Annotated in this window: 22 protein-coding genes; 2 read left to right on the top strand and 20 right to left on the bottom strand. The window is 48.8% G+C overall.

Annotated features, from left to right (window positions below; genetic code table 11):
* Nucleotides 1–4: 4 nt before the first annotated feature.
* The 14 genes from AAHB90_RS06850 to AAHB90_RS06785 all read right to left on the bottom strand — a co-directional run bounded on the left by AAHB90_RS06850 (nt 5) and on the right by AAHB90_RS06785 (nt 12,668).
* Complete coding sequence (locus AAHB90_RS06850; protein ID WP_019944303.1) at nt 5–271, bottom strand: phosphopantetheine-binding protein; 267 nt, start codon at nt 269–271, stop codon at nt 5–7.
* A 69-nt stretch (nt 272–340) separates the two neighbouring features.
* Nucleotides 341–1,618, bottom strand: coding sequence for an ABC transporter permease (locus tag AAHB90_RS06845; RefSeq protein WP_342084193.1), 1,278 nt, complete (start codon nt 1,616–1,618; stop codon nt 341–343).
* Nucleotides 1,619–1,621: 3 nt separating this feature from the next.
* The gene (locus AAHB90_RS06840; RefSeq protein WP_342084192.1) at nt 1,622–2,383 is read right to left on the bottom strand and encodes an ABC transporter ATP-binding protein; all 762 of its coding nucleotides are present in this window, start codon (nt 2,381–2,383) and stop codon (nt 1,622–1,624) included.
* Nucleotides 2,384–3,415, bottom strand: coding sequence for a BtrH N-terminal domain-containing protein (locus tag AAHB90_RS06835; protein WP_342084191.1), 1,032 nt, complete (start codon nt 3,413–3,415; stop codon nt 2,384–2,386). It lies immediately after the preceding gene.
* A gap of 4 nt (nt 3,416–3,419) precedes the next feature.
* Nucleotides 3,420–3,818, bottom strand: a complete 399-nt coding sequence (locus tag AAHB90_RS06830; protein WP_342084190.1) for a hypothetical protein — start codon at nt 3,816–3,818, stop codon at nt 3,420–3,422.
* Between the two features lie 25 nt (nt 3,819–3,843).
* Nucleotides 3,844–4,986 carry a beta-ketoacyl-ACP synthase III gene (locus AAHB90_RS06825; protein WP_342084189.1) on the bottom strand — a complete coding sequence of 381 codons (1,143 nt, stop codon included), beginning with the start codon at nt 4,984–4,986 and terminating at the stop codon, nt 3,844–3,846.
* A 2-nt stretch (nt 4,987–4,988) separates the two neighbouring features.
* On the bottom strand, nt 4,989–5,897 hold the full coding sequence (locus AAHB90_RS06820) for a hypothetical protein (protein ID WP_342084188.1): 909 nt from the start codon (nt 5,895–5,897) through the stop codon (nt 4,989–4,991).
* 29 nt (nt 5,898–5,926) lie between these two features.
* Nucleotides 5,927–6,406: a hypothetical protein gene (locus tag AAHB90_RS06815; protein WP_342084187.1), complete on the bottom strand. Its 480-nt coding sequence runs from the start codon at nt 6,404–6,406 to the stop codon at nt 5,927–5,929.
* Between the two features lie 43 nt (nt 6,407–6,449).
* Entirely contained in the window at nt 6,450–7,508 is a 1,059-nt protein-coding gene (locus tag AAHB90_RS06810) for a methyltransferase (RefSeq protein ID WP_342084186.1), read from the bottom strand.
* A complete protein-coding gene (locus AAHB90_RS06805; RefSeq protein ID WP_342084185.1) occupies nt 7,505–8,245 on the bottom strand; it encodes a YdcF family protein in 741 nt (246 codons plus the stop codon). The genes AAHB90_RS06810 and AAHB90_RS06805 overlap by 4 nt, the downstream gene beginning before the upstream one ends.
* A gap of 137 nt (nt 8,246–8,382) precedes the next feature.
* Complete coding sequence (locus AAHB90_RS06800; protein WP_342084184.1) at nt 8,383–9,015, bottom strand: hypothetical protein; 633 nt, start codon at nt 9,013–9,015, stop codon at nt 8,383–8,385.
* Nucleotides 9,016–9,042: 27 nt separating this feature from the next.
* Nucleotides 9,043–9,657 (bottom strand): hypothetical protein, encoded by a 615-nt coding sequence (locus AAHB90_RS06795; protein WP_342084183.1) that lies wholly within the window; start codon nt 9,655–9,657, stop codon nt 9,043–9,045.
* Between the two features lie 33 nt (nt 9,658–9,690).
* Nucleotides 9,691–10,941 (bottom strand): phenylacetate--CoA ligase family protein, encoded by a 1,251-nt coding sequence (locus AAHB90_RS06790; protein ID WP_342084182.1) that lies wholly within the window; start codon nt 10,939–10,941, stop codon nt 9,691–9,693.
* 23 nt (nt 10,942–10,964) lie between these two features.
* The gene (locus tag AAHB90_RS06785) at nt 10,965–12,668 is read right to left on the bottom strand and encodes a C45 family autoproteolytic acyltransferase/hydolase (protein ID WP_342084181.1); all 1,704 of its coding nucleotides are present in this window, start codon (nt 12,666–12,668) and stop codon (nt 10,965–10,967) included.
* 57 nt (nt 12,669–12,725) lie between these two features.
* Here AAHB90_RS06785 and AAHB90_RS06780 point away from each other — a divergent pair, with 57 nt between their 5' ends.
* Nucleotides 12,726–13,352, top strand: coding sequence for a 4'-phosphopantetheinyl transferase family protein (locus AAHB90_RS06780; RefSeq protein WP_342084180.1), 627 nt, complete (start codon nt 12,726–12,728; stop codon nt 13,350–13,352).
* A 30-nt stretch (nt 13,353–13,382) separates the two neighbouring features.
* Nucleotides 13,383–15,860 carry a PIG-L family deacetylase gene (locus AAHB90_RS06775; RefSeq protein ID WP_342084179.1) on the top strand — a complete coding sequence of 826 codons (2,478 nt, stop codon included), beginning with the start codon at nt 13,383–13,385 and terminating at the stop codon, nt 15,858–15,860.
* A gap of 23 nt (nt 15,861–15,883) precedes the next feature.
* On the opposite strand, the gene AAHB90_RS06770 is transcribed toward AAHB90_RS06775, so the two are convergent.
* From AAHB90_RS06770 to AAHB90_RS06745, 6 genes are all read right to left on the bottom strand, one after another.
* On the bottom strand, nt 15,884–16,993 hold the full coding sequence (locus AAHB90_RS06770) for a vWA domain-containing protein (RefSeq protein ID WP_342084178.1): 1,110 nt from the start codon (nt 16,991–16,993) through the stop codon (nt 15,884–15,886).
* A 78-nt stretch (nt 16,994–17,071) separates the two neighbouring features.
* The gene (locus tag AAHB90_RS06765) at nt 17,072–17,500 is read right to left on the bottom strand and encodes a BrxA/BrxB family bacilliredoxin (RefSeq protein ID WP_223400436.1); all 429 of its coding nucleotides are present in this window, start codon (nt 17,498–17,500) and stop codon (nt 17,072–17,074) included.
* 136 nt (nt 17,501–17,636) lie between these two features.
* Nucleotides 17,637–17,948 carry an SUF system Fe-S cluster assembly protein gene (locus tag AAHB90_RS06760; protein WP_342084177.1) on the bottom strand — a complete coding sequence of 104 codons (312 nt, stop codon included), beginning with the start codon at nt 17,946–17,948 and terminating at the stop codon, nt 17,637–17,639.
* A gap of 18 nt (nt 17,949–17,966) precedes the next feature.
* Complete coding sequence (locus tag AAHB90_RS06755) at nt 17,967–18,395, bottom strand: SufE family protein (RefSeq protein ID WP_342084176.1); 429 nt, start codon at nt 18,393–18,395, stop codon at nt 17,967–17,969.
* 15 nt (nt 18,396–18,410) lie between these two features.
* A complete protein-coding gene (locus AAHB90_RS06750; protein WP_342084175.1) occupies nt 18,411–18,791 on the bottom strand; it encodes a DUF5618 family protein in 381 nt (126 codons plus the stop codon).
* A 45-nt stretch (nt 18,792–18,836) separates the two neighbouring features.
* The gene (locus AAHB90_RS06745; RefSeq protein WP_446717884.1) at nt 18,837–20,063 is read right to left on the bottom strand and encodes a SufS family cysteine desulfurase; all 1,227 of its coding nucleotides are present in this window, start codon (nt 20,061–20,063) and stop codon (nt 18,837–18,839) included.
* Nucleotides 20,064–20,126: the final 63 nt, after the last annotated feature.

Below are 20,126 nucleotides of genomic sequence, written 5' to 3'. Positions count from 1 at the left end.
AAGACTAAGCGGCTTTTGTATTGGCAAGTATGTACTCTGCCATGTGGTTTACATCGACTAGAATCTTGCGTCCCTCGGCCGGATTAGTGATTTTAATACCATATTCCCTTTCCAGTAGGACCACTAGTTCGAGCGAATCAATCGAATCGAGTCCCAGATCGCCGCCGAAAAGTGGTTCGTCGTCCTTGATGTCGGCGGGGTTGATGTCCAGCAAGTTCAGGTATTGTACAATTTGCCCTTTCAGAATGGGCTTCAAACTTTCTATGTCCATGTTGATTTGTTAACCACTTAATGTAATTGCCGGTTACAGCCTGTGCTACCGGCCGGGGGAACTTCAAACTTAAATAATTCTTTCCAACCGCAACTTAAAATATGTGCCAAGTTGACAAAACACTATAAAAATGCCCAGAAAAGCGAACACCATCCGCAGCTCCTGCCAGCTGCCACCTTTCAGAAACAGCACGTAAAAGCCTTCCAGGCACCAATGCAGGGGCGAAAAGTTGCTGAAAAACTGCATGAACCCCGGCATGACAAACGTCGGTACAAGAATCCCCCCTATCGCCCCGAAAATGATAATCGATATGGCCCCGAAGCCGTTGGCCTGCTGCTCGGTCTTGGCAAAGGCCCCGATCATTAAAGCATAACTCACAGCGGCCATACTGCTGATGAAGATCACCGCGATCGTTGCGATGATGTTATCCGGCACACTCAACTTGGGCAATCCTAATTTTGGTAAAATCCAGATGCCCATCGAGAAGGTCAGCGCCACCTGCAATGCCGCTACTACCACGTAAATGGCCATTTTACTAAACATAACCACCATGAAGGTGGTTGGCATTGTTTTCAACCGAAGGAAACTGCCGTTCACCCGTTCTTTGACGATATTGCTGCCCAGCGAAACGACCATGAAGAACATGGCAAAAATCGTCCAGGCAGGCACATTGTGCTGGGTGGAATTGGGAATGGCCGTCGAATTATTGTTCCGCGCCACGATCTGATCAATACCCACACGGTTGGAAATCATCTTGTCTTTCAGCTTTCCGGAGCGCTCGGCAATATCCATATTGGCATACATCCGCTCGATCATCAGCGAATTTTCAATCACGCTCATATACGACTGGATCACGCTCATGACCGAATAGCTGTAATTCTCCTGCAAAACCGGGTCGTTATAAAATGAGAGCCGGGGCATTGAAACCTTCCGGCGGGCGGTCGTATCGCGTTCCAGCCCAAGATCGTCCATCAAAATGCCGCTCACATCCTCGGCATTGCTTTCAAGGCCGGCCGAAAACGTGGCCGGAATGTACAATGCGATCATCTTTCCTCTCGACAAGAGCTCGGACTTTAAGGATTCCTGCTGAATCGCATTTTGCGAGTCGATCTTAAAAAGCCCTGACTTAGTGAGCAAATCCACCAGCTTGCCGCCTTCTTTCCCTTTGTCATGATTGACAACCAAAAGCGGTATCTGGTTCTCATTGACCATCTTATAGGCGCTATCCTGGATAATCGTAATAATAAAAACCAACAGCAGCGGCATCAGAAACATCAAAGCCAGCCCTACTTTATCATTGATAAGCAGCAGCAGTTCCTTGCGTAATGACGAATATAATTTGAACATAATTTAATCGCGGTACTCCTCGCCAGTCAGGTTGATGAATAGTGTTTGCAGATTTTCAACCTCGTGCACAGCTTTCAAATGCTGCAACCCGCCTGCTGCAATAACCCTTCCATGGTCGATCAGCGCGATATTTTTGCAAAACTCCTCGGCCTCTGACATATGGTGCGAAGTATAAATAATGCTCGTTCCGGCCTGGTTTACTTGTTGCAGGTAGCGGATGATCGCATTCCGGCTCTGCACGTCCACGCCGACGGTCGGCTCGTCGAGAAACAAGATTTCCGGCTCGTGGATAATGCCGATCGCCAGGTTCACACGGCGTTTCATTCCGCCCGAAAAGGTACCTACCTTCTGGTCAGCCGCTTTTTGAAGTCCCAGCACCTGCAACAAATGCTCGCGACGCTCTTGAAGCCTCTTTTTGGGCAGATTATACATCGCACCGAAGTAATCCAGGTTCTGGCGCGGAGTCAATTCCTGGTAAAAGGCGTATTCCTGGGGAACAAACCCGATGCGGCTCTTTCGTTCGTGCTCTGAGTAAGGTCTGCCGTTGTGAAAAAACTGCACATCACCGGAAGAGACGGGGATAATCCCGCACAGAATGGAGATCAGTGTGGTTTTGCCGGCCCCATTGGGTCCCAGCAAACCAAATACGTCCGACTGCATAATGTCCAGCGAAACGTCGGCTAAACTGTCTTCCTGCGCGGTTTTATAGCGCTTAAAAACGCCCCTGATCTGAATGCACGCCTGACCCGCCATACTTACCGACACTTATTTACCAAGTTTGAGGCTGGAAAGCTTCTGAAAGGCCTCTTTTTCAACCAGACGGATGTCCAGCATCATATCAGCGATTTCTTCAAAATCTTTTTGTTCGGTAAGGCGGCCCTTGTAGACGCCCGCCATTTTGATGGCGCTCGCGCGCCACATGTCGCCGGCTTTGGTGAAGTCCTCGGAAATGTTCGAGACACGGTCATCCTGCAAGTAGGCTGCTGCCTCTTCCAGGAATGCTCCATAAAGGAAACGAAAGCCTCCCCCACCGGTTCCTATTTCCTCCTGCATCCGCACGATCTGGCCCAGATACAGGCTCGCCTTGCGCAAACCCAGCTTATCACGCCATTTGCGGACGTGGTTGGAGGTGTGGCGAATGCCATTTACCCCGGCGAAATTACCCGGAATGCTCAGCATATCGCGGACATTACGGCGGATTCCCGACACGATGCCCTTGCGGATCATGTCCTGGGTAATAGGCTTTATTTTTTCAGGAAAGTAAATATGTCCCTTGGGTGCGAGCGGGCCTTGCGCGAACCGCACGCGGGAAAGTTCTTCTTTGGAAAGCGATGTCACATCCTCCATTACCGGATCACTGATCTGGTAGCGGCCGTCCTCTTCACCAAAAACGATCAGGTTATGCGCATTGAAATGGAAGCGGTATTCTTTGGGAAAGTAAGTGAGGTGAAAAACGCCCACCTGGCAGCCTACCGGCACGCCTTCCCTTACTTTCTGATCCAGAAACGCCTCAGCATCGGCCGGATTCGAGAATTTCTTGCGGGTTACCTCCACACCCAGCGACTTGCAGGTTCGTTTGAAGATCGCCCCGGGCATGGTCCGGAATGAGATCGCCGGGCCGTTATTGACCGTCAGAAATGGTATTTGTATGTAAAACAGACCCGAACCCATGCCGAATGCCAGCGGCTCGGTCATGAAATCAAGGCCGTGGTAGCGCAGCAAGGCCGTCGTTACCCCGTTCTCACAATGGGCCGTTTGCAGGTGATGGAACTCATCCGTTTGACTGTCAATATTCACTGGATCAACCTTTAAAATTTTTCAATTCGCTCACAGTAATGTCGAAAGCCCTGGCGTATTTTTCCAGTTTTCGTTCGCTGAGACCTTTAAAAACGGATGGTTTGAAATGTCGTTTGATAAAAAAGGGGAAGATTCCCGTGTAACCCGACAGGACAGGCAAATCCATCAGGCGAAGTTCCATAAAATAGTATACCGGGCTTTTTTCCCCATTTGCCACAGCCTTGCGCGCCTCTTCCACCCGCTCGTTGACCTCCTGCCAGGCGCTGTCCAGCGCCTGCTTTTTCACATCCCAGCCTTTGCTCAATGCGGTTTCGTACTTGCCCTCGTCATTCTTGACGTAGCATACTTCCCGGGTAAATTTATCGAGCGCGCCGGGATCCTGCGGAAGGTCTTGCTTTTTCATCGGTATGGGCAGCTTTTGGATGGTTTTAGCACACGGTCAGCAGACAGAACATGTAGGAGAAACGCGAGCTCTCGGGTACTGCCAGCAATATTTTTTCGCCCTTTTTCAAAGCGCCGCTGTTGAACACTTCTTCGAGCATCATGTAAATGGATGCCGCGCCCACGTTGCCTTTCGTCACCAGGTTGGTATACCACTTCTCTTTTGGAATAGGCATACCATTTTCGTTGAAAAACTCATCGATCTTACCTTCGAAGAAATAGCTCGACAAATGCGGCAGAAAATAGCTCACATCCTCCATCGTTACTGCTTTCTTGACAAGAATATCTTTGAGCTTGGCAAAACCCAATTTAACGATTTTTTCGCCTAATAGCTTCACATCCTGCTTGATGCTCAAAACCGAACGTTCCTGAATTTCCTCAGCGGTGAAATCTTTATAGCTTTTCAAAGTACCGTCTTCCAACTTGTCTGCGCCCATGTACATGCACGCCTCCACCTCATTGGCATACGAGCAGCCTTCGATCCAATCTATTTTTAACGAAATACCTTCTTGATTCGGGGCCGATTCCACCAGAAAAGCACCTGCACCATCCGAAAGCATCCAGCGTAAAAAGTCCTTTTCAAATGCCAGGAACGGGTTCTTTTCCAAACGCGTCAGCTGCTGGATTTCGTCCTCGAACTGATCCGAGCGCAGCACCGTCGACAGGCGCTCGGAAGCGCAGGCAACCGCTTTCTGCTTCTCACCGAGCTTTACGGCCATGTAGGCATATTTAAATGCATGCATTCCCGCGCAGCATACACCCGAGGGTGAGACTACTTCGATCGAGGCTGCATCAGGCAAATGGCCATGCACCATAGAACCGTGCGAGGGCATCAGCTGATCCGGGCTTGACGTTGCGCAGCTGAGCAAATCCATTTCGCCGATTTCCGCCGGATTATTTCTGAAAAGATCCTTGATGGCAAGCGCGGCCATTTCTGCATTGGTATGCGTAGGCGTCCCGTCTTTGCGTAATGCGTAAAACCGGTTTTTGATACCGTTATTACGCAAAACGATGGCTTTTGATTTAGAAGGTTTTCCGTTGATGTATCCTAAGTATTCTTCCATTTCCTCATTGGAAACGGACTCATTCGGTAAAAACTTGGCAATCCTTGTAATATATGCTTCTGACATTATCATTTGGTTTCTACACCACAAAAGTATTCTTTTTTCTTCTTAATCGCATTGGACGTAAACGGGGCGATCAGCAGCCTGTAAACCGTCACAAGCACCGGCGCCACCATAAAAAGTGCCACCAGCAGGTAATATTTAAAAAAACCGACCAGTCGCTTGCGCTTTTCAGGCGTGGTACCCTTTGTTTTGATCAGCTTCGCCCAGATCCTGAACAGCTTTTTGGCCCTGCCTTCGATGAAAAGAATGTCTGTTGGTATGGTTATAAGGCCTGTGGCCATGATTTCTTTCTGTAAACCGGCGTATTCCCCCTTATCATATGCCTTTCTGACGATAGCTCCGAAACGCGAGGCGCTTTGAATATCTTCATCGCTTATACCGGGCTTTGGGAAAATGCCCCATTTCCGGTCTTTGCGGCCGGTCAGCATCCAATGCAGGATCGTTACAGCGCTGACGAGGTTTGAAACGCGGTCCATCAACGGAATATTGCCTACCAGTTTACCGCCCGCGCCGGCGATCAGTGCCTTGATGCTTTCCTGCGAATTAAGCCACATATTCCGCCCACCGATGACAGTCACAATCGGCGTATCCCTAACCCTGGCTTTAAAGCTAGGGCTATGCAGCAGCGCCGTTATCGGCAGCGACGGCGATAGGAACCAGGGCTGGTAACCCATCACGATCAGGTCGTAACGCTCGGCACCGAAATGTAACGGACGAAGCTCGATCGGCTCTTCCTGCACGCACTCAGGCATTTTGTCAAAAAACTCATCTGACGTCCAGGGGAACACAAAGGGCTTTTCTGGAAAAATCTCTAATCGCTCTACTCTTTCGGGCTGAAACGGAATCAGGAACCGATCGATAATTTCATTTAACTGACCTGATTGAGAGTAGTTTACAACTAGAATATTTTTCATTTATCAGCAAAGATCCTGTTAATACATTCCTATTTAAGATCCGATTCCTTCAAGACCTTCGAATCCTTCGCATAATCGGCGATGACGTTTTTTAGATCGGCATCCAGCTTGTCATAGCCCGACACAACCGCCTGTTTATCAACATCTATTTCCTTGTTGTATTTCAAAATCCCGGGCGCATGCTCCTGTACGGTAAGGCGCAGGAAACGGAACTCGGTGTTGCCGGGGTTACTCTTGATCTCGTCTTCGAGCAGGTGCGCGCCTTTCTTGAAGGTCTTCACTTTCCCTCCCACCCCTTTCACAAATCCCGCCTTCTTCATCGTCAACGCGCCTTTGTAGGCATTCACCCTGGAAGAAGACTTTTCACCATCGAGCTTGGCAAGCACCTTATCGATAGATTCTTCTTCCCCACTTGACAATGCTTTGTAATACATCCCCTTGTCGAGCTGTGCCTGGGCTGCAAAAGCCGCCAGCAGAATGACAAGGCAAACTGCCACTAAACGCTTCATAACAATCGATATTTACGTATTCCGGATATAAAAGGACCAACTGTTAAGCCTTTTTCCTGCATTCCAGAATCGTATGATAGCTGTCGCCGATCAGCGGGTAAGTGTTAACCACTTCAAAACCAGCCTGACGTACCAGCTCTTTCATCACACCGATCCTGTACATTTTGCTATTGCCGTTGGCCATAATGGTGAAATACAAAGATGTCGCCACCAGGCTATAATGTGCAGCAGGATAATTCTGGTTATCAAAAAATGGTTCCAGAATATACAAGGTGGTGTTCTCAGAGGACGCCTGGTAGGCATTTTCCAGGATTGCCACAATCTGTTCTTTTGAAAAGCAGTCCAGAAACTGGCTCATCCAGATCACATCGGCTCCCTGGGGAATTTTCTGGGTTGTATCAAGCAAATCGATCGCGTGGAAATCAATGCGGTCCAGCAAGCCGCGTTCGGTTGCATTCGCCCTTGCCACATTGAGCTGCACCGGCAGATCGAGGATTTTAATCCTCACATCCGCATCGTGGTCACAGCACGCAAACGACCATTTACCCGTGTTGCCGCCCACGTCGAAAAGCGTTTTCGGCTTTTTGGAAAACACGATTTTCAGCGCGTCGGGGAATGCATTGTCTGAATAATAATGGTCAAATTCAAACCAGGAAGTTTTGGCCGGCTCCGGCAGAATCGACAAGCCTTCATAAATCGTCGGCCAGTTACCCAGCTCTTTCAGGCCTTCGGGTTTGCCGTTGACGATGCTTTCGGTCATATGGTTTGCACCCAGGTAGCACACGTCCTTCATGAAGTTCATGTTCACCCGCGTCATTTCGTCCTTCAACAAAAAGAAACCGATTTTACTGATTTTGACAATATCGTTTGCTATTTCTACCACGCCCAGGATTTCGGCCGCTTCCAGCAACAGGGTAACGCCGTATTCTGAGACCTTCACGTTTTCGATAATGTTGGCAATGCTTACTCCCTTGCGGTTTTCGCTGATGTACTGCAAAATGCCCAGGTCCCTGAGGGCCACCACCGACTGGAAATACATCGGGCCAAACGCTATCTTTTGTGCTTCATACTTGGCTTCAATAGCCGACAATTCTTTTTTCATTGTACGCTTTTATTGTTCCCTGTTTGTTCGGAAGAGGGTATCATCCGGTCCTTATATCTTCTTCTGTATTTGGCTTTTTTAAGATCGTCCTCATGCCAGACGATATATTTGCCCATCGTACCTCGCAGGCGTTTGAAAAACCCTTCCTTGTCTGAGAGCTTGACAAAACCTTCCTCTACTACCGCATTGCTATGATCGGCCTTGGGTTCGTATACATTCAGTGTTTTCACCGTGTCGATTACCGTAGGCAGCAGACTGATCGGAAGCTCAAATTTTTTGATGAACTTCTTCATGTAGCTGGTCTGAACCGGATCAGTGGAAAGCGCAATTTTCGAAAAGCCTAGGTCTTTCGCAAGGCGGTAAGAGTAATATACGTTTTCGGTGCTGTGCTGGGCTTTTTCTTCGGTAAATAAATGCTCGCGCGGGATGCCCAGCGCCTCGGCGTAGTTAGCCATCACCCTGCTTTCAATATAATGGGTTGCCACTGCGCCACCTGAGAAAATAACGTTTTTGGTATAACCCTTCGAATACAGGTAATGGGCCCAATGGATGCGTAACTGGTGAACCATATCCCATTTCTGGCCATTATAGGGGAAGCCCGGGACTATGATCGCATCATACGGCGCTTGCTTGGCACCTTTTGTGAAAGCCTTCGCCGCCGAACGGTAGAGCATTTTACCACAACTGGTAAAGAGCAGACACAGAATCAGCAGAATAAACGTGTTGGCTATGCGCACGATAAGGGGTCAGTGATTTTAAACAGTAAGCTGTGAAACGTTTACCAGACTCAGGCAAACAGATCACAGCTTACAAAAGAATGATATGGTATCGGTAATTAATCCAAGCTTTAAAAATAAACAAATCTATTTACTTTTTACGCTTTGAATGATTTGCTCCATTTTTTGTAAAGATTTTTGTCGATCTCCTGGTTGATCTTGTAGACGCCCCCAGCCCAGTAGTTGCGGAAACCGAAGCCGCCGGCTTTTCCTTCTACTTTTTCAGTATGGATCACTTTCTTGGTAGCCAGATCGATGAATGTAACCCAGGCAACGAGCTTCTCGGCATTCTTGTTCAGGCTCTCCACGACATACACCACGCCGATGCCGTCTTTTTCGGTGAGCGAATATTTGGCAACGGATTTCTTCACCTGGTCTTCGGTAATGCTGTACTCATCGTCAGTGATGTTTTTTTCGACATTCACCGATTTGTTCAAAGTCACCATATCCTCAACTTTCGACTTATACTGGTCGTCCTTCAGGCTAAATGCTTTTTGCAAAGAGAACTTCTTGGGTTCAAGCTCGATCAGGTTGTTCCAGCTCACAATGTGCTGGTTCTGGATCGCCTGCGGATCGGTAAAACCGATTTTACCAATGTATTTGGCTTGCGTAAAATCCAGGCCCAGGAAAACCAGCTTGGCTTTACCGGCCAACAGGTCGGCCATGGTGTTGTCGGCCATCGCGACTGAGGCGTTCAGCCATACGAATGCGATCAGTAGTAACTTTTTCATAACAGAGCGTAATTTGGGACGTTTAGTTTATTTCAGTTTTTTATCCAGAAATGCGGCAAGGGATTTACCCGCTTTCGCATAAGACTCGGCAATCCGCACGCCGGTATCAAAGTCGAAACCTCCAAACTGGCCGCCAGGAACATTTCTCATTCCAATTTCAGCAACTTTGTTGGATTTGTTGGCCGATTCGACAAGGTCTACTTCAAAATCGACATATGCATTCTTACGCATCACGCCCACGTTGAAGCCGGGTTCAATGAACTTGGTCTTCACAATAAGGGTATATTGGGCATCGGGACGGGCATTGACGACGGTAATGCCTTTATCTTGCAGGCCTTTGTTGAAAAGCTCTTCGAACTTGGGTTCGTAGCGGGCTTTGCGGTCTTCTACCCAGGCCTTTTTCCAGGCGTCGCCTTTGCCCGCTTCCTTGGCATTGTACTCGGCCGATTTCTTATCCAGGTACTCCTGTTCTGTTGCAAATTTACCTACTCCGAACTCTGAGTAATCGTATTCTACATTGACTGTTTTCTGGCCTGACAACACGCCTACATCCCCTGAACGGAGATCGACACGCTGAGCAAGGGATGCATCTGCGGTAAGGAACGAAATTGCCATTACAGACGCGTAAATCAACTTTTTCATGATAGTAATTTTATTTTTACGGTAATAGAGGGGTCAAATATAGACCAATTTTTCAGGTTTGCGTTTCTCCTGTTTGTAGATCCGGAAAGTTAGTTCTTCAGCGGTAACGAAAGTCAGCGCGGGCGATACGCGGAGCCTGGATTTGAACAGTGAATGCATCGTTTCCTTGAAAGCCGATGTCTGCAATTGCATCGGAAGCACGACGGTGATCTCATCGTTTCCAAACTCATTTTTAGATACGACTACCTGGTATAAATCGATTTCCTTTACTGCGTCCAGCACATCAAATAATGCCGGCGGAAAGATGGTCGTGCCTTTGAACTTGATCATTTGCTGCTTCCGCCCAACGACCGGCCCCAGACGAGGGCTGGTGCGCCCGCACGCGCATGGCTGGTAATACACATTGCAAAGATCGCCGGTTTTGTAGCGCAGCAGTGGCATGCCCTCCACACCGAGCGTGGTGACGACTACTTCCCCCAGCTCGCCGTCTTTCACTGCATTGCCCTCCTGGTCCACCACCTCCAGTATCAGCAGATCCGGGTTCAAATGCCCGCCTTTACCTTCGCCGCATTCGGTAAACGCTGCACCCATTTCGGTAGATGCATAAGTGGAATACAGCTTCACATCCCATTGTGAGGTAATGCGCTTGCCCAGCTCGTTCAAGGAAAAATCCGGGTTACGGATCGGCTCGCCAATGCAGATAATGGATTTGATCGTCGAGGCGCGGTAGTCGATCTGGTTTGCGAGCGCATAGTCGATCAGTCTTGGAATAAATGATGGTATGGCGATAATGACCGTCGGCGAGAAGCGCTGGATGGATTCCCATTGCAGAAACGGCGCTCCCGGGCCCACCCGGATCATGCCCGCGCCCATTTTTCGTGCGCCCATCCAGTAGGCGAGCCCGGCCATAAACCGGCGGTCGATGGTGGTCATCAGCTGGTAAATGTCGTTTTCCGAGCCGCCCGCACAGCGGAAGGATTCCGACTCGTTGGTCGCCAGCCGCTCAACATCTGAATCGGTAAGATAAAAAGCCACCGGATCGCTGAGCGTACCCGAGGTGGTCACAAAATCGGTAATGCGGCTTTTAGGCACGCACAGGAAATCGTCGTTGTGCTGGGCCAGATCGTCCTTAGTCGTAAATGGGAGCTGCGTCAGATCGGCCGCCGTTTTGATCGCATCGAGGTTAATATTCTGTTCGCGAAAAATCCGCTTGTAGTAGCCGGAATAATTGGAAACATGCAACAAAAGTTGCTGCAAGGCGGGCTGCTGTGTTTGGGGACTCATGGCAATCTAAGTTTATGGAAAAGCTAGTTTTTGTCAATGCTAATTAACTTTTTCCCTCGGCACTCCGCTATTTTTTTTTGTATCGCTTTCTTTTCATTCAATGAAGAGACTTCGCGCCGTAACGCCTGTTCGTAATAGCTGATCGCTCTATCAAAATTTTCTTTCTTTTGATGATACTCTCCCAGGAAAAAATACGGAAGATAGCTCTGCGCATTATTGGCGACAAAAGTCTTCTCCTCCTGTGGGGTCAGCGAAAGCGGCGCGTCCAGCATCACATATTTAGTAATTTTCTGCTTCACCGCCTTAAATGCCTCAAACTTTTTATAGTCGGCCGATTCCAGGAACGGATCACGGTCGATGTCAAGGGAGTCAAACGATTGAAAATGCCCCTTCCGCGCAAATATTTGATTTAAATCATAACCTACGAATTCTCCAAGCTGATAAGGCGGTGCCGAGATCCAGAACTCCTTTCTGGCTGGTTTGAAGACAATGCCATGATGCGCAATCAGCTGATTGAGCAGCTTGGCATTACCATAGCCAATAAATTTATCGTCGACCGTCTTCTGATCGCGCAAAATACTGGCTGCCTGACTTACATCCATCGGATAAGAACGGCCCATCAACTGAGCCATCCGCTCGAAGCGCGCTTTGGAGTCTGTATCCCTGATATTGTTGATATTAACTGAATCCTTAATAAATGCATTGCTCTGGTAATGGTTTGCGCAAACCAGGGCATCCCCTCCCGGATCGTACATATCCATTTTCTGGGGTGATTTTTCGATAATCACCGCCTTATCGTCCGCCGCCGAACCGATTAAGAGCGATTCAGAAACGAATGTTTCGCTTCTGGAAGCGATTTTACGCGCTTCGGCAATGCTGCCGGCATATTGCAGGATTTCCCTTGCCAAAATGGAGATCGGCTCTTTGGCAGCAAATGGAATGTCCGATTTAGAAGCATTTAAGGTAACGGTAATACCCTTTTCATTGATTCCCGAAACGACGCCTGTAAGTCCGGCCCATGCGTAGGAAGCGAATTTGTAGCCTTTGTCGGGATTCATGAAAACGATCAGCTTGTCCTCGGCAAATGCGTCACCCATATAAAAATCAAAGTTACGGGCGATGAGCAATGTAGAGTCCTTGGTAAGCGAATGGTTTACGGCGAACGAGGTACAACCGACCATATTCAGGTCGGCGAGCGCATGACCAATGTCGTGGGCGGCGTGGTAGTTGAGAATCCGGTAATATTTCGGACCGATGTAGTTGAACTGATCCGAAAAAGACTGCGAGACGCCGTAGATCTCCTGCTGGTTTTCCTCGGGTATATATTTGTAAATATCGCGGTTGAACCAGCCTACAAAACCTTTCAGCACTTGCAGGAACATCGCGCTTGGGATCATTTCCTTAATCTGGCCCACAAAATGCACTTCCTGCTTTTCCATGAGCTCTTTGGCCAGTACCCCGTAAATCAGGCCCCGCTCGTAAGGAGCGCCTTCTAGGTACATCTCCCAAATGCCGTGCTTGTTTTTGCGAAGCCAGTTGTTGCCTACCCGGTAATAATTCTCCCCTACCTTCTCACGCTTGTAACTTTCGACAGTTTTAGTACTTTCAAGCCCGGGCCTCGGTACGCGGATGCGCCAGAGGAATAATCCGAATAGTATCCCGATAACCAGAAAAAAAATGGAAAATGCTTTCAGCGCAGAACGCAGAACTTTGTTTTTAGGCCACATAAAATCAGCGGAAGGACGTAAACAGTACGCCACATCTGATATCAAAATTAGCAATAAATGGGCATCGTTTCTATAAAAACCATTTCAGCGGTAGCAAAACTGGGACTTTGGCGCATGAGCGAGCGCTGGGAGGATTTGCTTGGAATGCTGGATTTGCCCGCCTCGGAAATGGCCCTATTGGAAGGCATTTCCAAGGAGAAACGAAAACGGGAATGGCTGGCTTGCAGGGTGCTGCTCAAAGAAATGCTGGGGCAGAATAGGGTGATCAGCTATGATCCGGAACGCAAACCACACCTGGCCGGTAATGACATGGAAATCTCAATGTCGCATTCAGGCGATTGCGCGTGCGTATACCTGCGCCAGGACGCTGCCGTCGGCGTCGATATCCAGCAAATGAAACCTTCCATTTCAAAGGGCGCATTCTATTTTTTAAATGAGGCAGAACTGCAATGGGCTGAGCTGGAAAACAACGTGCAAATGCACCTGATCTGGTCTGCCAAGGAGTCGGTATTCAAGTATGCCGGCGATGCTTCCATCGACCTGAAAAAACATATTACGATTAATCGGTTTTCCGGCAACCAAAACGGCTTTTTTGAAGTTAACCTGCAAAAGGAGGATCTGGCGGAAACGATACAGATCCAATTTGATACATTTGAGGATTATGTACTCACCTGGACCCTGTAACCAGCCCTAAATCAACCACCTTAACCCGTTATGCACCGTTTTTTTACGCTCGTACTGCTACTTTTCGCAAACCGGCTTTTCGCGCAGACACCCGCCCTGTCTTCCAGTGAGATCTTTCAAAACATTAAAAAACTCGACGTGCTCGGCTCGGTGCTCTACATCGCGGCGCATCCTGACGATGAGAATACGCTGATGCTTTCCTATTTGTCCAAGGATCAGCTGGTGCGTACAGGATACCTCTCGCTGACCCGCGGCGACGGCGGCCAGAACCTAATCGGCGCCGAACAGGGCTACAATATCGGGGTGATCCGCACCCAGGAGCTGCTGGCCGCGCGGCGCATCGACGGCGCACAACAGTTCTTCTCACGGGCCTACGATTTTGGTTTTTCCAAAACCCGCGATGAGACGCTCAACTTCTGGGACCGCGATAAAGTACTTGGCGATGTGGTGTGGATGATCCGAAAGTTCCAACCCGATGTGATCATTACCCGCTTTCCGCCCGACCCGCGCGCCGGCCATGGTCATCATCAGACCTCGGCGTACCTTGCCGAAGAAGGTTTTAACCTGGCTGCCGATCCGAAAGCTTATCCGGATCAACTTAGATTTGTAAAAACCTGGCAAACCAAGCGCCTGGTATGGAATACGTTTACGCCGGGCTTTACCAATAAAGCGCCCAGCGAGGAGAAAAATCCGTTCATTTCCATTGAAATCGGTGGTTATAACCCGGTTTTAGGCAAATCATATACCGAAATAGCCGCATTAAGCCGCAGCCAGCACCGCAGCCAGGGCTTCGGAAGTGCCCCGCAACGAGGCGACCGCGTAGATTTCTTTTTGCACAAAGTAGGTACACCGGCCGAAAAGAATCTTTTTGACGGCATCGATGTAAGCTGGAAACGCGTGAAAGGAAGTGAGAAAGTACATGCTCTTATCGTGGCAGCCATTAAGAACTACTCGGTCAACAAGCCATCGGCCTCCATTGCCGAGCTTTTGAAAATCCATGCCGAGCTCAACAAGCTCGATTCGGCCAACATTTATATCAAAACCAAAAAGGAGGAAGTAAAAGAGCTGATCCAGCAATGCGCCGGGCTCTGGTTTGAGACTAATCCTAATGACTTTTCGGGGGTTGCGGGTGACGAGGCACGGATCAATATCGGTGTTGTAAAACGCTCCGATTACCCTGTGAAACTCGTGTCGCTGCATTGGACAGGCAAATCGGCGGACAGCGTTTTGAACCTCGCATTGAATGCCAACGAAATGAATGCGTTTCCCAAAAAAGCGTTATTACCCGCTACGCTGAAAACCAGCCAGCCTTACTGGCTCGAAAAACCCATCGAACGCGGCATTTTCCAGATCGATAACCAACAGGATATCGGCTATCCCGAAAACCGTCCGGAGACCAAAACCAGCTACAAATTTGAAATCGGCGGGCAGGAGTTTGTATTTGAAAAACCCTGGGTCTATAAGTCGGTCGACCCTGCTGAGGGCGAGATTTACAGGCCCTTCGAGATCCGGCCGCTGGTAACGACGGTTATTACCGAGCCCGTATTTATTTTCCCATCTATGGAAGCCAAAACGGTGAGTATCATCGTAGAAGCGCAGCGAAGCAATGTAAAAGGGACATTGAAACCCGAAATCCCGGCAGGCTGGAAAGCGGTTCCGGAATCAGCGGAATTCAATCTGGCCAATAAATATCAGCAGCAAGATTTCTCGTTCATCATTACCCCGCCGGCTACAAACCAGGAGGCAGTGATCAAGGCAGTGGCTGTGGTGGATGGTAAAAGTTATGATAAATCAGTCAAAACCATTGCCTATCAGCACATTCCCAGCCAGACACTTTTCCCGGAATCATCCGCCAGACTGGCTAAAATCGACGTGAAGACAACGGCCAAAAACATCGGCTACATCGCCGGGGCGGGCGATGATGTACCCACCGCCTTGCGGCAAATGGACTGTCAGGTAACCATGCTCAACGAAGCGGGACTGGCCAAAGATCTGAATATGTACGACGCGATCGTCGTGGGCGTGCGTGCCTACAACACAGAAGGCTACCTGAACAATTATCAGGCAAAACTGATGAATTATGTCAAAAACGGCGGCACAATGGTAGTTCAATACACGATTCCGGGCGGGCAGAAAGTCAAGCAGATCGGGCCTTTCAACATCGAGCTCGGACGTGAGAGGGTAACCGAAGAAGACGCGGAAATGCGCTTTTTGCAACCGGAAAGTCCGATTCTGAATTACCCCAACAAAATCACTCAGCAGGATTTTGAAGGCTGGATCCAGGAGCGCGGACTGTATTTCGCCCAGGATTGGGATAAGAAAAATTACGTGGCGTTATTCTCTGCCCATGATAAGGACGAGTCAGCACGGGAGGGCAGCACCCTTTATGCATCATACGGCAAAGGACACTACATCTATACCGGCCTGTCCTTCTTCCGCGAGCTGCCGGCAGGCGTTACAGGCGCTTACCGGTTGTTTGCCAATATGATTTCGGTTGGGAAAAAGTAATTCACAAGAAAGAACGTCGAGGTTTACTTAACGTTCTTTCTTCTGTTTCTTTGAAAGTCTTCCAGTACAAAGCCCCCTAACCCCTGCAAATTGCTGTAATAGGCCCGGCCGTTATTTACCTGCGTGAAATTCTGCACGAACTGTTTCAGGTAGGGGTCGGTGGCGATCATAAACGTCGTTACCGGAATATCGAGCCTGCGGCACTGGGCGGCTAGTGTGAGTGTCTTGTTAATAATCTTGCGATCCAGACCGAAACTGTTTTTGTAGTAGCGGATACCTTCTTTCAGGCAGGTCGGCTTACCGTCTGTAATCATAAAGATCTGCTTATTGCGTGTCTTTTTACGCCGCAGAATGTCCATCGCCAGCTCCAAACCGGCTACGGTGTTGGTGTGATAAGGCCCTACTTCCAGATAGGGCAGGTCTTTGAGCTGGATTTGCCAGGCATCATTTCCAAATACGATGATATCGAGCGAATCCTTGGGATACTTGGTCCTGATCAGCTCGGCGAGTGCCAAGGCAACTTTTTTGGCAGGCGTGATACGGTCTTCACCATAAAGGATCATCGAATGACTGATATCGATCATTACCACAGTGGCAGTAGTAGTTTTCTGCTCGCGCTCGACTACTTCCAGGTCGTTTTCCATCAGCATAAAATCGCCGATCCCGTGATTGACCTGGGCATTCTTGATCGATTCGGTCATCGAAATCTGATCCAGCGTATCACCGAACTGAAAATCGCGGATATCACTGGTCAGCTCATCGCCCGCACCCATGTGAGGCGTGTGATGGTTACCGCCGGATTTGGATCTTTTCAGTTTACCAAAAATCTCGTCTAGCGCGCTCTTGCGAATGCTCTTCTCGGCTTTCGGCGTCATAATGAGCCTTCCTTCGCCTTCCTGCTTCTCTTCGGTGATGTAACCTTTCTTCTTAAGGTCTTCAAAGAAATCGCCGATGCCGTACGAATCGTTGGTCAGGTTGTACTGGCGATCGAGCTGGCTCAGCCACGACATGGCCTCCGAGACGTCGCCAGAGGTCATCAGAAGCAGCTGTTGAAAAATATCAAAGAGCTGGTCGAACTTGCTGTTGGGCCCTTGCTCGGGCGGAATGTATTTCGTGAAACGGTGTCCTCGCATATGGGCAGGTATTGAAAACGGACGGCTACTTTCAAATGTAATCGAAAGTAGCCGTCAAGTCATTAAATAAGATTCGAATTATGCCTCTTCTGTGCAGAATTCTTCGAAAGCCATTTTCAAATGTTCAGCGATCATCTGGGCCGAACGGCCTTCGATGTGGTGGCGCTCAACGAAATGGATCAACTCACCATCTTTAAACAGCGCAACGGCCGGCGAAGACGGAGGATAAGGCAATGTGTACTCACGCATTTTAGCGGTCGCTTCAAGGTCAGCTCCTGCGAAAACTGTTGCCAGGTGATCAGGCTTCACTTCACTACCGGCCAAAGCCGCCCTTACGCCCGGACGCGCAGCACCTGCCGCACAGCCACATACCGAATTGATCACAACCAAAGCAGTTCCTTTGGTATTTTGCATGAAGTTATCGACTTCCTCAGCGGTTGTCAAATCCTGAAAACCGGCGCTAGTCAGTTCGGCCTTCATGGGAGCCACTAATTGTGGTGGATACATATCTGTTAATGTTTAAAAGTTGTTGTTACTAATTTTTGTACTTCGGCTGTCGGTCATCAGCTTTCGGCAGTCGAAGTATTGTTAAAAAAGCCGACGGCCGATTGCCGAAAGCCTAAGTATTGAAAAGCCGAAGTCCCTACATGAAACCCAGTTCCAATTTCGCCTCTTCCGACATCATTTCCGTCGAATACGGCGGGTCGAATGTGAGCTCCACACTTACGTCATTTACCCCTTCCACTTCCCTGATCTTCTGTTCCACTTCGCCGGGCAACGTTCCTGCCGAAGGGCAAGAGGGTGATGTCAGCGTCATCGACACAAATACATTATTGATCGGAAACACTTTCAGATCATATATCAATCCAAGCTCATAAACGTCGACCGGGATTTCAGGGTCGTAAACCGTTTTAATGGCTCTGATTACTTCTTCTTTCAATTCTGACTCTGACATCGCAAGTCTTGTTAGTTGTTATGCATTCACTGATTTGGCCTGGTAAGCAAAGCCGTATGCCTTCATTTGTTTGAGCATTGCTGCCAGTCCGTTCGACCGGGTTTGTGCCAAATGCTGGTGCAAACCGACCCTTTCCATAAAATAAACGTCGGCTTTGGCAATTTCCTCCGGTGTGTGGCCCGAAAGCACCTTTACCAGCATACTCACCAGCCCGCGGACGATAATCGCGTCGCTATCGGCCTCGAATTTCAAAAGATCGCCATCCATGTAGGCGTTTAGCCACACCCTCGACTGGCATCCTTTGATAATATTATCTTCGGTTTTGTATTGTTCTTCTAACGGCGGGAACTGCTTTCCGAGATCGATAATGAACTCGTATTTGCTCTCCCAGTCATCAAACAATTCAAAATCCGAAATTAGTTCGTCCTGTGTTTCGTTTATGGTCATTGTGTAATTCTGTTTTTAAGCTGCTGCGTGGCGGTTTTCAACCCAATTGATCAACGAGTCGGCCAGTTCGAGACCCGCTTTTGAAATGTCAACCAGGCTATTTCCGTCGTAACTCATGGCCAAATGGAGCGTGTCATAAACAGCATTTAATGAAGTCAGCGCTTTCTTGTCCACTTTCGCCAATTCAGCTTTGTACCAATCAATGCTCTTTCTTCCTTTTCCCTTGTTACCCAGCAATTCATCAAGCGCGATTAGCACCCCGGAATACGCCGCGTGCCCGGCCAGCTTGACATATTTTTTATCCTGATAAAACTTCCCGTCCTTCCTGGCTTTCTCACTTAGCATTTCCTTGGCATTGTTAAGATATCTTCTGGCTTCCTGCAAATTGTCTTTCATAATGCGTATATAGTCTGAAATAAAACAATGCAGTAATTTAAAAAATTATCCCAACATCCGCTTCACCTTATGCAGCCCCTGAATGAGCTTGTCGATCTCCTCGATTGTATTGTAAACAGCAAATGACGCACGCGAGGTTCCGGTAATATTGAAGCGGTTCATCAAAGGCTGCGTGCAGTGGTGGCCCGTGCGGACTGCTATGCCCTGCTGATCGAGCAACACGCCGATATCCTGGTGGTGAATGCCGTCGATCACGAAAGATAGCACGCTTACTTTCTCTTTCGCCTGACCGATAATCCTCAATCCTTCGATCTCCTTCACAGCCTCGGTGGCATATGCGAGCAGTTCGTTCTCATAGGCTGCAATGTTTGGTTTACCCAAAGCATCTACATAATCCAATGCAAATTTGGCCGCAACCACATCGGCAATATTAGGCGTGCCGGCTTCGAACTTGTAGGGCAGCTCATTATAAGTCGTTTTGGCGAACGTAACTTCCTTGATCATCTCGCCGCCGCCACGGTAAGGAGGCATTGCATTGAGCAAATCTCGCTTGCCGTAAAGGATTCCCATTCCGGTAGGCCCGTATATTTTGTGCAGGGAAAGCGAATAGAAATCGCAATCCAGGTCTTGTACATCGATCTCGATGTGCGAGCTGGCCTGCGCGCCGTCGATCAGCACCTTCGCACCTACTGCGTGCGCTTTGGCGATGATTTCCTTGATCGGGTTAATAGTGCCCAATGCATTGGAAACATGCACTACCGAAACAAACTTGGTCTTTTCAGTCAGCAGCTTCTCATATTCATCCATCAATAGCTCACCCTGGTCGTTGATCGGGATCACTTTCAGGATGCAGCCTTTCTCTTCGCAAAGCATCTGCCAGGGCACGATGTTCGAATGGTGCTCCATGGTTGAAATAATTACCTCGTCGCCTTCTTTGAGAAACTTGCGCCCGTATGAGGATGCTACCAGATTGATCCCATCGGTTGTTCCGTAGGTAAAAATGATCTCTTCTGAATGTTCCGCATTCAAAAATGCCTGCAAACGCTTCCTGGACTGCTCGAATGCAGAAGTAGCTTTTTCTGCCAGGTGGTGAATACCGCGGTGGATATTGGCATTGTAATGCTCATAGTAACCCGCCAGCGCGTCCAGCACCAGCCTGGGCTTCTGGGTCGTTGCCGCGTTATCGAAATAGACGAGTTGTTTGCCATTGACGATTTCGTTCAAAATCGGGAAGTCGTTTCTGATGGATGCGATATTGAGATTGTGGCTCATGTGATTCGTCATTTAAGAAAAATACCCAACCCCAAAAATGGCGGTTGGGTACCAGGAAATGTA

Origin of the sequence: Dyadobacter sp. OTU695 (assembly GCF_038440355.1) — a bacterium.
Classification (GTDB): domain Bacteria; phylum Bacteroidota; class Bacteroidia; order Cytophagales; family Spirosomataceae; genus Dyadobacter.
Note: the sequence above shows the minus strand (reverse complement) of the source record. Positions and strands in the feature narration are given on the sequence as shown.